Here is a 13,403-nt window from a genome sequence, read left to right on the forward strand (position 1 = left end):
TACCGCCGCTGGCATGTTCGCCGGGTTACCATGCGTGCACGATGTTCGCCCATCAGGCCGGGGACTTTGCCCGTCACCTGGTGCGGCTGGCCCGTAATCGACGGGTCGGCGTCGCGTGGGTGCCCGGCGTTCATGCTTCGGTCCGTGGGGCCGTGGTGCGTGAAGGGCGTCCTCTCGGATGTCCCTGGTCTCGCGGGCCGTTAAGTCCTTTCTACTCCTGTCGCCGCTGAAGCGGAAGGCCGGGCCGTAATTCTTTGTATTTACTGCTAAATCGGGGCGATGCGGACTCCGGGCTCCCGGCGTCGTCCGGCCAGCCAGACCAGTCCCGCCGTGGCTGCGGCGGCACCGACGGCGGCTGCCGCGACGAGAGCGGGGCGCGAAGGCATCGACAGACCGGGCACTCGCTGCTTGAGCCGGACGGGACGGTTGAAGGTGAGAACCGGCCAGTCGCGGGCGGCTGCTTCCTTGCGCAGCGCCCGGTCGGGGTTGACCGCGTGCGGGTGGCCGACGGTTTCGAGCATGGGGATGTCGGTGACGGAGTCGCTGTACGCGTAGCAGCGCGAGAGGTCGTATCCCTCCGACTCGGCGAGCTCCTTGATGGCTTCGGCCTTGGTGGGGCCGTAGGCGTAGTACTCGATTTCGCCGGTGAAGGCGCCGTCCTCGACGACCATGCGGGTGGCGACTACACGGTCCGCGCCCAGGAGTTCGCCGATGGGCTCGACGACCTCGGCGCCCGAGGTGCTGACAATCACCACGTCGCGCCCGGCGGTGTGGTGTGCTTCGATGAGGGAGGCGGCTTCGTCGTAAATGATCGGGTCGATGAGTTCGTGCAGTGTCTCGGCGACGATCTCGCGGACCTGCTGGACATTCCAGCCCCTGCAGAGCGCCGAGAGATACTCACGCATCCGCTCCATCTGATCGTGATCGGCTCCTCCGGCGAGGAAGACGAACTGCGCGTAGGCGGTGCGCAGCACTGCTCGCCGGTTGATCAAGCCACCTTGGTAGAACGACTTGCTGAAGGTGAGCGTGCTCGACTTCGCAATGACCGTCTTGTCCAGATCAAAGAACGCGGCTGTCCGGGGCAACGAGTGGTTTTCCACGGGGCCGAGCATAGGCGCCCTCCATTCGGCGTAAGCTGAGGCGTGTGGGTTTGCCTGAGAAGGCTCTCGGGTACACCATGGAAGTCACGGATCGTTCGCGACCGTGTCTAACCCGGTCCGACTCCTCCCCCCCCCGAGTCGGCCGTGGGGACGACCCCCGCTCTCCCCCCCGGCGGGGGTCGTCGCATGTCCGGATGCTTTTCGGGGCTCCCCATCCGGCTTTCCTCCCTCCCGCGCCGCCCGTCCGGCGGCTGCCTCCCTCCCTTCATACACGCTACGCAGCGTAATCGGCATGCTGCTCTCCGGAAGTCACCGGTATAGGTGACCGGGATATTCACAGCGGCTGGGTTGTCCACAGTTTTCGACCAAGATCCACATTATTTTTCAGTTCGCTGCACGGTGATTCCCCGCGCTCTTCCGCGATGTCCGCGGAGGCGAGAGAGCGCAGTTGAGACGGGGAGGACGCCGTGTCCGGATCCAGCGCATCCGAATGGCCGCCCGCTGCCGCCGGGAGGCAGCGCGGACCACTGATCATCGCCGAGGACGAGGGGCTGCTCGACGACCTGCTGCGCCTGTGCGCGGCGGCCGGCGCCGTGCCCGAAGTGGCGCACAGCGCCCCCGCACGCCGGGGCGCGGGGCTGGATCCACCGCTGATCCTGGTCGGGGAGGACTGCGCGCCCCGGCTGCGCGGCTCGCGCCTCGCAGCCCACGGGGATGCGGTGCTGCTCGTCGGCCGGGACCGAGGCGATGCCGGCGTGTGGCGGCTGGCCATGGAGATCGGCGCCCGTGATGTGGTGCTGCTGCCCGGCTGGGAGGGCCGGCTCGTCGAGCGGATCGCCGATGCCGTCGAGGGCGCCGGGCGGCCCGCCCTCACCGTCGGGGCGATCGGCGGGTGCGGCGGCGCGGGCGCGAGCACGCTGGCCTGCGCCCTCGCCGTCAGTGCGGCCGCTGCAGGGCGGCGCACCATGCTCATCGACGGCGACCCGCTGGGCGGCGGTCTCGACGTCCTGCTCGGCGGAGAAAGGGCCGAAGGGCTGCGCTGGCCGGCCTTCGCGGATTCCCGCGGCCGTGTGGCGTGCCAGGCGCTGGAGGAAGCCCTTCCCGAGCTCCACTCGATGCGCCTGCTCAGCTGGGACCGCGGGCCCTGCACGGCCGTGCCGCCCGAAGCAATGAAGGCCGTCCTGGCGGCCGCGCGCCGCCGGGGAGGCGCGGTGGTCGTCGATCTGCCGCGCCGGCTCGACGAAGCGGCCCTCGAAGCCCTCGGCCAGCTCGACGCGGCCCTGCTGGTGGTGCCGGCGGAGCTGCGGGCCGTGGCCGCGGCGCACCGTGTCGCCGCCACCGTCGCAGCCGTCCTCGGTGACCTACGAGTCGTCGTTCGCGCTCCGCGCTCCCCCGGCCTCGACGGCGAGCAGGTCTCCCGTCTCCTCGGCCTGCCCCTCGCCGGGGAGCTTCCTCCGGAAGCCCGGCTGCGGCCCGCCCTCGCAGCGGGCAGGCCGCCGGGCGGTGAGCGCGGCCCGCTGGCCCGGTTCTGCACCGACTTCTGGGCCTGCTTCGAGGCCGCTCAAGGGGTGCCGTCATGAGCACCGCCCTGCTGGAGGCCGTACGGCTGAGGCTGGCCGAGAGCGGCGCCGACCCCACCCCCGCCAGGGTCGCGGAGGCACTGCGCCAAGAAGGCCGGCTCCTGGGGGACGCCGAGATCCTCGGAGTCGCGGCCCGGCTGCGCTCCGAGCTGATCGGCGCCGGCCCGCTGGAACGCCTGCTGGCCGAGCCCGACGTCACCGACGTCCTCGTCACCGCTCCCGATCAGGTCTGGGTCGACCGGGGTGCGGGCCTGGAGCGCACAGACGTCGCCTTCCCGGATGCGGCGGCCGTGCGCAGGCTCGCCCAGCGGCTCGCCGCCATCGCCGGGCGCCGGCTGGACGACGCCCGCCCCTGGGTCGACGCCCGGCTGCCCGACGGTACCCGGCTGCATGCGGTGCTGCCCCCGATCGCCGTCGGGTCCACTTGTCTCTCGCTGCGCGTCGTGCGCCCCCGCGCCTTCACCCTGGACGACCTCGTGGCCGCCGGGACGGTGCCGCCGGGCGGGGACCGGCTGCTTCGGGCGGTGCTCGAAGCGAGGCTGTCCTTCGTCATCAGCGGCGGGACGGGCAGCGGCAAGACCACCTTGCTGACCACCTTGCTGGGGCTGGTGGCGGCGGACGAGCGGATCGTCCTCGCCGAGGACTCCGCCGAACTGCGCCCCGATCACCCGCACGTGGTCCGGCTGGAGACCCGCCCGGCGAATCAGGAGGGCATGGGCCTGGTCACCCTGCGGGACCTGGTCCGGCAGGCCCTGCGCATGCGCCCCGACCGGCTGGTGGTGGGCGAGGTCCGCGGGCCGGAGGTCACGGACCTGCTGGCCGCTCTCAACACCGGTCATGAGGGCGGCTGCGGGACGGTTCATGCGAATGCCGCGGCGGACGTGCCGGCCCGGCTGGAGGCGCTGGGATCGGCTGCCGGGCTCGACCGGGCCGCGCTGCACAGCCAATTGGCGGCGGGCCTGTCGGTGGTCATCCACCTCGTACGGGACCGGGGCGGGCGGCGGCGGGTCGCCGAGGTGCATGTGCTCGACCGGGACGCTGCCGGGTTCGTCACGACGGTGCCGGCGGTCGTCCGGGGCGCCGGGGGCTTTGAGCGGGCGCGTGGATGGGGCCGGCTGGCCGGGCTGTGCGAGCGGGGCGGAGCGGCGCTGTGATCGCCGCGGGGGCGATGCCGCCGGTGCCGTTCACGGAGGCCGCGCTCGCTGCGCTGCTCATTGTCCGGCCGCTGACCGGCCCCGGCCGGGAGCTGCGCCGTGCCCGGCTGCTGTTCGCGGGTGGCGGGTCCGCCGTGCCCGTCGGCACGTGGCCGTCCGCCCGGGTGCGCGAGTGGGGCGTACGGCTCGGGCAGTGGGCGCGGGCCCGGCGGGAGCTGGTGTGCCTTCCGGCCGGCGTTGCGGTTGCCCTGCTGGGGGCCTCGGTGCTGCCGCTCTTGGCGGCGCTGGTGGCCGTGCCGCTCGTGCGGAAATGGCTGGCTGCCCGGCGCGAGCGGGGCGAACGGGAGTGCCGCGAGGCTGCAGTGATCGAGCTGTGCGGGGCGGTCGCGGGCGATCTGCGGGCCGGGCGTCAGCCCGGTCAGGCACTGGCCGGTGTGTCGCCAGGGGGCCTGGGGCCGCAATGGGCGGCCGTTGCGGCGGCCGCGAGGTTCGGCGGTGACGTGCCGGAGGCCTTGCGGGCCGTGGCAAGCCGCCCGGGGGCCGAGGGACTGCACGGTGTGGCGGCCTGCTGGCGCGTGGCCGTGGACGGGGGAGCCGGCCTTGCGGCGGGCCTTGAACGGGTGGCCGCCGCGCTGAGCGCCGAACGGGACCAACGGGAGGAGCTGCGAGCGCAGTTGGCGGGCGCGCGGTCCACCGCCGTGATGCTGGCCCTGCTGCCCGTGCTCGCCCTCCTCATGGGCAGCGCGCTGGGAGCGGCGCCCCTGCGAGTGCTGCTGCACACCCCGCCCGGGCTGGGCTGCCTGCTCCTCGGCGGGCTTCTGGAAGGCGCGGGCATCGCCTGGACCGGGCGGATCGTGCGGGCAGCCGCGGGGGAGACGAAAACGCCGGCCGGACCGGCCCCCTCGGAAGAAGGGAAGCTTTTGTGAACCCAAATGTTATCCACAGCCTGTGGATAGTAATTCTCGTGGGAGCCGTGTTCACTGGCGCGGCGGGCGTGGCGGTCCGGCTCCGGAGGAGGCGGGCGGCACGCCGCCGGGCCGCGGCACTGTTCGAGCGCGGACCGGCCGCACCCGCGAAGACCCAGAAGCTGCGGGCCCTCGCAGGCCGGCTCCCCGCCGCCCGGGACTGGTTGCCGGCGGCCGGGGCCGGAGCCGCCGGGATCATCCTCCTCGGAGGAATCGCCGGATGCGCGGCGGGACTCGCCGCCGCGTACGGCATGTGGCGGTGGCAGCGGCACCGGAAGCGGTCCGGCACGGACGGCAGGGCCGCGGACGCATCGGCCTCGGCTGCCGTGGAGGAGACCGAGAGGCAACTTCCGCTGGCCGCCGACCTCGTGGCGGCCTGCCTGGCCGCAGGTGCCGGGCCCAGTGCGGCGGCGGAAGCGGTCGGCATGTCCCTGGGCGGTCCGGTGGGCGAGCGGCTCGCCCGTGCCGCGGCGGAAGTCCGGCTCGGCGGCGATCCCGCCACGGCCTGGAGCCGCTTGGGCGGCCTTCCGGGCGCCCGGGGGCTCGCCCGCTGTCTGGAGCGGACGCAGGCGACGGAAGTTCCTGCCGTGGAGCCCATGTCGCGGCTCGCGGGGCGCTTGCGGGCCGAGCGCGGCAGAGCGGCGGGCATACGGGCCCGGCGCGCGGGCGTCCTGGCGACGGCACCGCTCGGGCTGTGCTTCCTGCCCGCGTTCCTGACGGTCGGCGTGGTGCCCGTGGTGATCGGTCTGGCGAGTGGTCTGACGAAAGGACATTGACGGTGAGTGAGATGCGGTTCGTAGCGGCGATGAAGACGGGGGAGAGGACTGTGGGGAAGACGCCGGCAGTACGGATGGCGCCCGGGCTGCGGCGCTCGTGCGGTGCACACACGGGATCGCCGGTCCGGGTGAGGAACTGGTCGCCGAGCGGGGCGCGGGGCCGCTGGTGGCCCGGCGGGTGGTCCTGGCCGCGCCGCCTGCCGGCGGCATGGCAGGGCGGCCGGCCGTGGGTCCTCGCGGGCGGTGATGCGGGCATGTCGACCGCTGAGTACGCCGTCGGCACCGTGGCGGCGTGTGCCCTGGCTGCCGTGCTGTACAAGGTGGTCACCAGCGGGGCGGTCAGTGCGGCGCTGCAGGGGCTCATCGGGAGGGCGCTCAATGCGCCGTTCTGACGAGATGTCCGGTGGGCCCTCCCAGGGGTGGTGTCCCGGCAGAGGAGGCTGCGGCGGCAGGAGCCCTGACGGCGAGTCCGGCGAGGCCGTCCTCGCAGGCTCCGCCCGTGGACCGGTGCGGCGGCTTCCCTCCGCCGCACCGGCGGGCGGTCACCGGCAGCGTGTCCTGAGGCGCCGGTGGCCTCGCCGGTGCGGTGGTGACGGCGGCTATGTGACCGCTGAGGCCGCGATGGTGCTTCCGGCGCTGGTGCTGTTCGGCATGGCCCTGATCTGGGGGCTGATGGCCGCGGCCGCGCAGATCCAGTGTGTGGATGCGGCCCGGGCGGGCGCTCGGGCCGCTGCCCGGTCGGATCCGGAGGCGGTGGCGGTCGCGGCGGCACGGTCCGCCGCGCCGCAGGGAGCTCGGATTGCGGTCGCGCGGGAGGGCGACCTCGTACGGGTACGGGTCGAGGCCCGCGCGGCGGGGCCGCTTGCCGTGCGGCTGGGCGGAGAGGCGGTGGCCCTTGCTGAGGAGACGGTGCGATGACCGGGGAATGGCCACGGTGTGGGTGGCGGTCGCGATCGCAGCGCTCTGCGCGGTGTTCGCGGCGCTGCTGGCCATGGGGCAGGCCGTGGTGGTCCGCCACCGCGCGGGCGGCGCGGCCGACCTGGCGGCGCTGGCAGCGGCGGACCACGCCCTTGAGGGGGAGGACGTCGCGTGCGGCCTCGCCCGGCGGGTGGCCGCCGCTCAGCGGGCGAGGGTGGTGCGCTGTGCCGTGAGCGGTGAGATCGCCGAAGTGGCGGCCGAGACGAGGGCGGGCCCGTATGCCGTACGGGTGCGGTCGCGGGCAGGGCCCCCGGAGGCGGCCGGGCTTGCGCCCGGGGCCGAGCCGGTCGTGTCTTCCCCCGCCGGCCGCGCCCTTCCAGGCCTCGCGGGCCTCCAGGGCCTCCCGGACCTCCGCCTCCCGGACCTCCGCCTCCCGGACCTCCGCCTCCCGGGCCTCAGCCTTCCGGCGGGCCTGGAGGCGCCTCCGCCTCCTTCGCCTCCTTCGCCTCCTTCGCCTCCTTCGCCTCCTTCGCCTCCTCTCGGGGGGCGTCTCTGAGGAGCCGGGTGAGGATGCGGATCGCGGCTCGCTTGTCGAGGGGGTCGTTGCCGTTGCCGCACTTGGGGGACTGCACGCAGGACGGGCAGCCGGTGTCGCACTCGCAGGCGGCGATCGCCTCCCGGGTGGCGGTGAGCCAGCGGGCCGCGGTGTGGAAGGCCCGCTCGGCGAAGCCGGCGCCGCCGGGGTGGCCGTCGTAGACGAAGACGGTCGGCAGGAGCGTGTCGGGGTGCAGGGGGACGGAGACGCCGCCGATGTCCCAGCGGTCGCAGGTGGCGAAGAGGGGGAGCATGCCGATGGAGGCGTGTTCCGCGGCGTGCAGGGCCCCTCCGAGGGCCTCGGGGTCGATGCGGGCGTCGTCGAGCTGGTCCTCGGTGACGGTCCACCACACGGCGCGGGTGCGCAGCGTACGGGGCGGCAGGTCCAGTTTGGACTCGCCCAGGACCTCGCCGGTGATCAGCCGGCGGCGCAGGAAGGAGACGACCTGGTTGGTGACCTCGACCGAGCCGAAGCACAGCCGAGCCTCTCCCCAGGGGATCTCGGCGCTGGTCTCCAGGACGGAGATGGCGGTCGTGTCGCGGGCGGTGGTCGAGTACGGCGGGTCGGCCTGCTCGACGAGGGCGACGGAGTCCTCCAGGTCGAGGCGGCGGACGAGATAGGTGCGGCCCTGGTGGAGGTGGACCGCGCCCTCGTGGACGGAGGCGTGGGCGGCGGCCGCGTCCACGGTGCCCAGCAGGCGCCCGGTGCCCTCCTCCACGACCTGGACGGGCTTGCCGCCGCCGCCCCGGATGTCGGTGAGGTCGGCGGCGCGCTCGCGGCGGGTCCAGTGCCAGGCGGTGCCGCGGCGGCGGAGCAGCTTGCGGGCTTCGAGCTGGGCGAGCAGGCCGGGGGTCGCCGGCCCGAAGAGGGACAGGTCGGCCTCGGTGAGCGGCAGCTCGGCGGCCGCGGCGCACAGATGGGGGGCGAGGACGTAGGGATTGTCGGGGTCGAGGACGGTGGATTCCACGGGCTGCCGGAAGAGCGCCTCCGGGTGGTGGACGAGGTAGGTGTCCAGCGGGTCGTCGCGGGCGACCAGGACGGCCAGGGCGCCCCGGCCCGTACGGCCCGCGCGGCCGGCCTGCTGCCACAGGGAGGCGCGCGTGCCCGGGTAGCCGGTCAGGAGGACGGCGTCGAGGCCCGCGACGTCGACGCCGAGCTCCAGGGCGGTCGTGGCGGACAGGCCGAGCAGTTCGCCGGAGTGCAGGGCGCGCTCGATGGCGCGGCGCTCTTCGGGGAGGTAGCCGCCCCGGTAGGCGGCGACACGCCCGGGGAGCGAGCGGTCCACGGCGGCGAGGCGCTCCTGGGCGATCAGGGCGATGAGCTCGGCGCCGCGCCGTGACCGCACGAAGGCGACCGTACGGACGCCCTGGACGACGAGATCGGTGAGGAGGTCGGCGCTCTCGGCGGTGGCGGTGCGGCGCACGGGGGCCCCGCGTTCGCCGTGGAGCTCGGTGAGCGGGGGCTCCCAGAGGGCGAAGACCAGTTCGCCGCGCGGGGAGGCATCCTCGGTGATCTCCGCCACCGGGACGCCCGTGAGCCGGGTCGCCGCGGTGGCCGGGTCGGAGGCGGTGGCCGAGGCCAGGAGGAAGACCGGTTCCGAGCCGTAGCGGGCGCAGACACGCCGGAGCCGGCGCAGCACCTGGGCGACGTGCGAGCCGAAGACGCCCCGGTAGGTGTGGCACTCGTCGATGACGACGTAGCGCAGGGCGCGCAGGAAGGAGGACCACTTGGGGTGGGCGGGCAGGATGGAGCGGTGGAGCATGTCGGGGTTGGTGAGCGCGTAATTGGCGTACTGACGCACCCATTCGCGCTCTTCCACCGGCGTGTCCCCGTCGTACACGGCGGGCCGGACGCCCTTGCCCAGGGGCTCGGCGAGGGAGCGTACGGCGCGCCGCTGGTCGGCGGCCAGGGCCTTGGTGGGGGCGAGGTACAGGGCGGTCGCGCCGCGGCCGTTGGGGGCCTCCGAGCCGTCCAGCAGGGCGCTGAGGACCGGTGCCAGGTACGCGAGGGACTTCCCGGAGGCGGTGCCGGTGGCCACGACCACCGACTCGCCGCGCAGCGCGTGCGCCGCTGTGAGCGCCTGGTGGGCCCACGGCCGGTCGATGCCGGCCGCCCGGACGGCCTCGACGACTTCCGGCCGGATCTCCTCAGGCCAGGGGGCATGACGCCCGGGACGCGGGGGCAAGTGCTCCGTATGAGTGATGCGTGCAGCCCGGTCGGCCCCGGCGGTCAGTCGGTCGAGGACTGTCCGGGGAGCGGGATGTACGCCCACCTCTGGCGGGAGTTGATCGTTGGCCATCGGCACCGAGTGTGTCACTGGCGTGACGGACAATGGCGTCAAGGCGTCGTGCGCGCCTGCCGGTAAGTGATTGAATGCCATCGCGGCTGCCGATCCATGGGGGGCGACCGCTCGATGCAAGGTGCTGGAGGATCCGTGGACCTGTCCCTGTCGACCGAGACCGTTGGCGACCGTACGGTTGTCAAGGTCGGTGGCGAGATTGATGTGTACACCGCGCCCAAGCTGCGTGAGCAGCTGGTCGAGCTTGTCAACGACGGCAGCTATCACCTCGTCGTGGACATGGAGGGCGTCGACTTCCTCGACTCCACCGGGCTCGGCGTCCTGGTCGGCGGGCTGAAGCGGGTGCGTGCCCATGAGGGCTCGCTGCGCCTGGTCTGCAACCAGGAGCGCATTCTCAAGATTTTCCGTATCACCGGTCTCACCAAGGTGTTCCCCATCCACACCTCGGTGGAGGATGCGGTGCAGGCGACCGACTGAGGTCGCCGGGGAAGACCGTCACGCGGGGGGCACCCGGGCCCGTGGGTCCGGCCCCCTCGTGAGCCCGCCCTTTCCCGGATGAGGGGGAGAGGGCACGTACGACCGAGGGGGATGGCATGGCCACCGTCGAACTGCTCTTCAGTGCCCTTCCCGAGCATGTCCGGACCGCTCGGCTGGTGGCAGCCGCGGTGGCGCGCCGTGCGGGCGTGGACGAGGCCGTGCTGGACGAGCTCCGGCTAGCCGTGGGCGAGGCCTGTTCGCGCGCCGTCGGCCTGCACATCAGCAATGAGGTGGCCACCCCCGTGCGGGTGACGCTGATCGAGGAGGAGAAGAAGTTCTCCATCGAGGTCGGCGACGACGCCCCACGCGCCGCCCCGCTCGACCTCACCTCCGCGAACGGCTCCGAGCGCCACGCCCCCGGCCATGAGGACGCCGGCGCCGACAGCGAGGACGACATGGGTCTCGCCGTCATCAGCGGCCTGGTCGACGACGTCGAGGTGACCGCCGACGAGCACGGCGGACTGATCCGTATGAGCTGGCCGATCGCCCCCGCGGCCGTCCTGCCGTAGCCCGTCCGGGCATATTGCCGTAGACGGCCCTCCCCGAACGGCCGTAACTCCCGGCTGCGCCGGATCTCGACGGGACCGCGCACCGCCGGCCGGCCCTCACCGGTGCCCACCGGCTCTTTCCCGCCCCCTCCGGTTTTCCGCTCATTGATCAGCAGTAATTCCGCGATCTTTTCGCTGATCATTTCGGCGCGCCGGAATGGATCTCCCTTTTCGATCTACGATCGAGATCGTTTATCCGGCGGATCATTCACTCGATCTTCACTTGCGCAGACCAATTCGCTTTGCTGCGCTCTGTTTTGATCTCGCCGCGCTCCCTACAATCCGTCCATCTTGAGCTCAGGACGCCTGAGCGTGGCGGCTGTTCCGTGATCGGGGGCATCTCGCGGAGCGGTTGCGCGCCCATGTGCCAAACGTCTAGGGAGGACGAATGGCGGGGCCCTTCACCCCTGAACAGGTGGACTTCACTCAGCATCTCGCAGCCGAACTCACCCGGGGCAACCGCACCATGGTGATCGTGATCGCGGCCGTCGCAGTCGCGGCGCTCGTGGTCGCCGTCGCCCTGGTGCGGCAGGTCCTCGCGGCGGGCGAGGGCACCGACAGCATGAGAAAGATCGCGGCGGCAGTGCAGGAAGGCGCGAACGCCTATCTCGCCCGTCAGCTGCGCACGCTCGGCGTATTCGCCGTGGCGGTGTTCTTCCTCCTGATGCTCCTGCCGGCCGACAACTGGTCGCAGCGCATCGGACGTTCCGTCTTCTTCCTGATCGGAGCGCTGTTCTCGGCGGCCACCGGCTATATCGGCATGTGGCTCGCCGTGCGCAGCAACGTGCGCGTCGCCGCGGCGGCGCGCGAGGCCACTCCGGCACCGGGCGAGCCGGAGAAGGACCTGACGGCCGTCTCCCACCGGGCCATGAAGATCGCGTTTCGGACGGGTGGCGTCGTCGGGATGTTCACCGTCGGCCTCGGCCTGCTGGGCGCCGCCTGCGTCGTCCTCGTCTACGCGGCCGACGCGCCCAAGGTGCTGGAGGGATTCGGGTTCGGCGCGGCGCTGCTGGCCATGTTCATGAGGGTCGGCGGCGGCATCTTCACCAAGGCGGCCGACGTCGGCGCCGACCTCGTCGGCAAGGTCGAGCAGGGCATCCCCGAGGACGACCCGCGCAACGCCGCCACCATCGCCGACAACGTCGGCGACAACGTGGGCGACTGCGCGGGCATGGCCGCCGACCTCTTCGAGTCGTACGCCGTGACACTGGTCGCCGCGCTGATCCTCGGCAAGGCCGCCTTCGGCGACGCCGGCCTCGCCTTCCCCCTCCTCGTCCCGGCGATCGGCGTCCTCACGGCGATGGCCGGCATCTTCGCGGTCGCACCGCGCCGCGCCGACCGCAGCGGGATGTCCGCGATCAACCGCGGGTTCTTCATCTCGGCCGTCATCTCGCTGGCCCTGGTGGCCGTCGCGGTCTACGCGTACCTCCCCTCCAGCTACGCCGACCTGAAGGGCATCGGGGACGACGCCATCCGCGCCCATTCCGGCGACCCGAGGGTGCTCGCCCTCGTGGCCGTGGCCATCGGCATCGTCCTGGCCGCGCTCATCCAGCAGCTGACGGGCTACTTCACGGAGACCAGCCGGCGCCCCGTGCGCGACATCGGCAAGACGTCGCTGACGGGCCCGGCGACGGTGGTCCTCGCGGGCATCTCCGTCGGCCTGGAGTCCGCCGTCTATTCGGCCGTCCTCATCGCGCTGGGCGTCTACGGGGCGTTCCTGCTCGGCGGCACGTCCATCATGCTGGCGCTGTTCGCCGTCGCCCTCGCGGGCACCGGCCTGCTGACCACCGTCGGCGTCATCGTCGCGATGGACACGTTCGGCCCGGTCTCCGACAACGCCCAGGGCATCGCCGAGATGTCCGGTGACGTCGAGGGCGCCGGCGCGCAGGTGCTCACCGACCTCGACGCCGTCGGCAACACCACCAAGGCCATCACCAAGGGCATCGCCATCGCCACCGCCGTCCTGGCGGCATCGGCGCTCTTCGGGTCGTACCGCGACGCGATCGCCACCGCCGTGCGGGACGTGCACGCGAAGTCCGGCGAGCTGGGCCTGAGTCTGGACATCTCGCAGCCCAACAACCTCGTGGGGCTGATCCTCGGGGCCGCGGTCGTCTTCCTCTTCTCCGGGCTGGCGATCAACGCCGTGTCCCGGTCGGCGGGCGCGGTCGTCTACGAGGTGCGGCGGCAGTTCCGCGAACACCCCGGGATCATGGACTACAGCGAGAAGCCGGAGTACGGGCGCGTGGTGGACATCTGCACCAAGGACGCGCTGCGCGAACTCGCCACGCCCGGCCTGCTGGCCGTCATGGCGCCCATCGCGGTCGGCTTCTCGCTCGGCGTCGGCGCGCTCGGCTCGTACCTCGCGGGCGCCATCGGCACGGGCACGCTGATGGCGGTCTTCCTCGCCAACTCCGGTGGCGCCTGGGACAACGCCAAGAAGCTGGTGGAGGACGGGCATCACGGCGGCAAGGGCAGCGAGGCGCATGCCGCCACGGTCATCGGTGACACGGTCGGCGACCCGTTCAAGGACACCGCCGGCCCCGCCATCAACCCGCTGCTGAAGGTGATGAACCTGGTGGCACTGCTGATCGCCCCTGCAGTGGTCAAGTTCTCCTACGGCGTCGACGCCAACAAGGGCCTGCGGATCGGCGTCGCGGTGCTGGCGATCGTGGTCATCGTCGGGGCGGTGTACGTCTCCAAGCGGCGCGGCGTCGCCGTGGGCGACGACGGGAACGCCGAACGGACGGCGAAGTCCGCTGATCCGGCGGTGGTGTCGTGAAAAGTGGTGCCGTGAGAACGGGCGGCGCCGTAAGGAACTGACGCTCCGGCAGTTCGGTCCCCCGGGCCGGCGGCACGCAGGACGCTCGCGTCGCCGGCCCGGGTGCGCAGGTGCGGTGAATGACACGCTGCGCTTGGTGCAAATGGCTTCAA

At 72.8% G+C, this 13,403-nt stretch carries 12 protein-coding genes; 10 read left to right on the forward strand and 2 right to left on the reverse strand.

Annotated features, from left to right (window positions below; all coding sequences use genetic code 11):
• Window positions 1–266: 266 nt before the first annotated feature.
• Window positions 267–1,112, reverse strand: coding sequence for an HAD family hydrolase (locus tag ACFZCD_RS07780; protein ID WP_391828877.1), 846 nt, complete (start codon window positions 1,110–1,112; stop codon window positions 267–269).
• Between the two features lie 455 nt (window positions 1,113–1,567).
• On the opposite strand from ACFZCD_RS07780, the gene ssd reads away from it, so the two are divergent.
• The 7 genes from ssd (at window position 1,568) to ACFZCD_RS07815 (ending at window position 7,049) form a co-directional block, all read left to right on the forward strand.
• Window positions 1,568–2,680, forward strand: a complete 1,113-nt coding sequence (ssd, locus tag ACFZCD_RS07785; protein ID WP_391828878.1) for a septum site-determining protein Ssd — start codon at window positions 1,568–1,570, stop codon at window positions 2,678–2,680.
• Window positions 2,677–3,834 carry a TadA family conjugal transfer-associated ATPase gene (locus tag ACFZCD_RS07790; protein ID WP_391828879.1) on the forward strand — a complete coding sequence of 386 codons (1,158 nt, stop codon included), beginning with the start codon at window positions 2,677–2,679 and terminating at the stop codon, window positions 3,832–3,834. Before ssd ends, ACFZCD_RS07790 begins: the two co-directional genes overlap by 4 nt.
• Before the next feature lie 14 nt (window positions 3,835–3,848).
• Window positions 3,849–4,760 carry a type II secretion system F family protein gene (locus tag ACFZCD_RS07795; RefSeq protein ID WP_391829018.1) on the forward strand — a complete coding sequence of 304 codons (912 nt, stop codon included), beginning with the start codon at window positions 3,849–3,851 and terminating at the stop codon, window positions 4,758–4,760.
• 47 nt (window positions 4,761–4,807) lie between these two features.
• Entirely contained in the window at window positions 4,808–5,575 is a 768-nt protein-coding gene (locus ACFZCD_RS07800; protein WP_391828880.1) for a type II secretion system F family protein, read from the forward strand.
• Window positions 5,576–5,772: 197 nt separating this feature from the next.
• Window positions 5,773–5,967 carry a DUF4244 domain-containing protein gene (locus ACFZCD_RS07805; RefSeq protein WP_391829019.1) on the forward strand — a complete coding sequence of 65 codons (195 nt, stop codon included), beginning with the start codon at window positions 5,773–5,775 and terminating at the stop codon, window positions 5,965–5,967.
• A 166-nt stretch (window positions 5,968–6,133) separates the two neighbouring features.
• The gene (locus ACFZCD_RS07810; RefSeq protein ID WP_391829020.1) at window positions 6,134–6,493 is read left to right on the forward strand and encodes a TadE family type IV pilus minor pilin; all 360 of its coding nucleotides are present in this window, start codon (window positions 6,134–6,136) and stop codon (window positions 6,491–6,493) included.
• Between the two features lie 7 nt (window positions 6,494–6,500).
• Window positions 6,501–7,049 carry an Rv3654c family TadE-like protein gene (locus ACFZCD_RS07815; protein ID WP_391828881.1) on the forward strand — a complete coding sequence of 183 codons (549 nt, stop codon included), beginning with the start codon at window positions 6,501–6,503 and terminating at the stop codon, window positions 7,047–7,049.
• On the opposite strand, the gene ACFZCD_RS07820 is transcribed toward ACFZCD_RS07815, so the two are convergent.
• Entirely contained in the window at window positions 6,949–9,468 is a 2,520-nt protein-coding gene (locus ACFZCD_RS07820) for a DEAD/DEAH box helicase (protein WP_391828882.1), read from the reverse strand. The two genes, ACFZCD_RS07815 and ACFZCD_RS07820, sit on opposite strands and share 101 nt — an antisense overlap.
• A gap of 54 nt (window positions 9,469–9,522) precedes the next feature.
• On the opposite strand from ACFZCD_RS07820, the gene bldG reads away from it, so the two are divergent.
• The 3 genes from bldG to ACFZCD_RS07835 all read left to right on the forward strand — a co-directional run bounded on the left by bldG (window position 9,523) and on the right by ACFZCD_RS07835 (window position 13,251).
• Window positions 9,523–9,864: an anti-sigma factor antagonist BldG gene (bldG, locus tag ACFZCD_RS07825; RefSeq protein ID WP_391828883.1), complete on the forward strand. Its 342-nt coding sequence runs from the start codon at window positions 9,523–9,525 to the stop codon at window positions 9,862–9,864.
• 116 nt (window positions 9,865–9,980) lie between these two features.
• Window positions 9,981–10,433: an ATP-binding protein gene (locus tag ACFZCD_RS07830; protein WP_391828884.1), complete on the forward strand. Its 453-nt coding sequence runs from the start codon at window positions 9,981–9,983 to the stop codon at window positions 10,431–10,433.
• Between the two features lie 427 nt (window positions 10,434–10,860).
• Complete coding sequence (locus ACFZCD_RS07835) at window positions 10,861–13,251, forward strand: sodium-translocating pyrophosphatase (RefSeq protein WP_391828885.1); 2,391 nt, start codon at window positions 10,861–10,863, stop codon at window positions 13,249–13,251.
• Window positions 13,252–13,403: the final 152 nt, after the last annotated feature.

Source organism: Streptomyces sp. NPDC008001 (assembly GCF_042958085.1).
Taxonomy (GTDB): domain Bacteria; phylum Actinomycetota; class Actinomycetes; order Streptomycetales; family Streptomycetaceae; genus Streptomyces.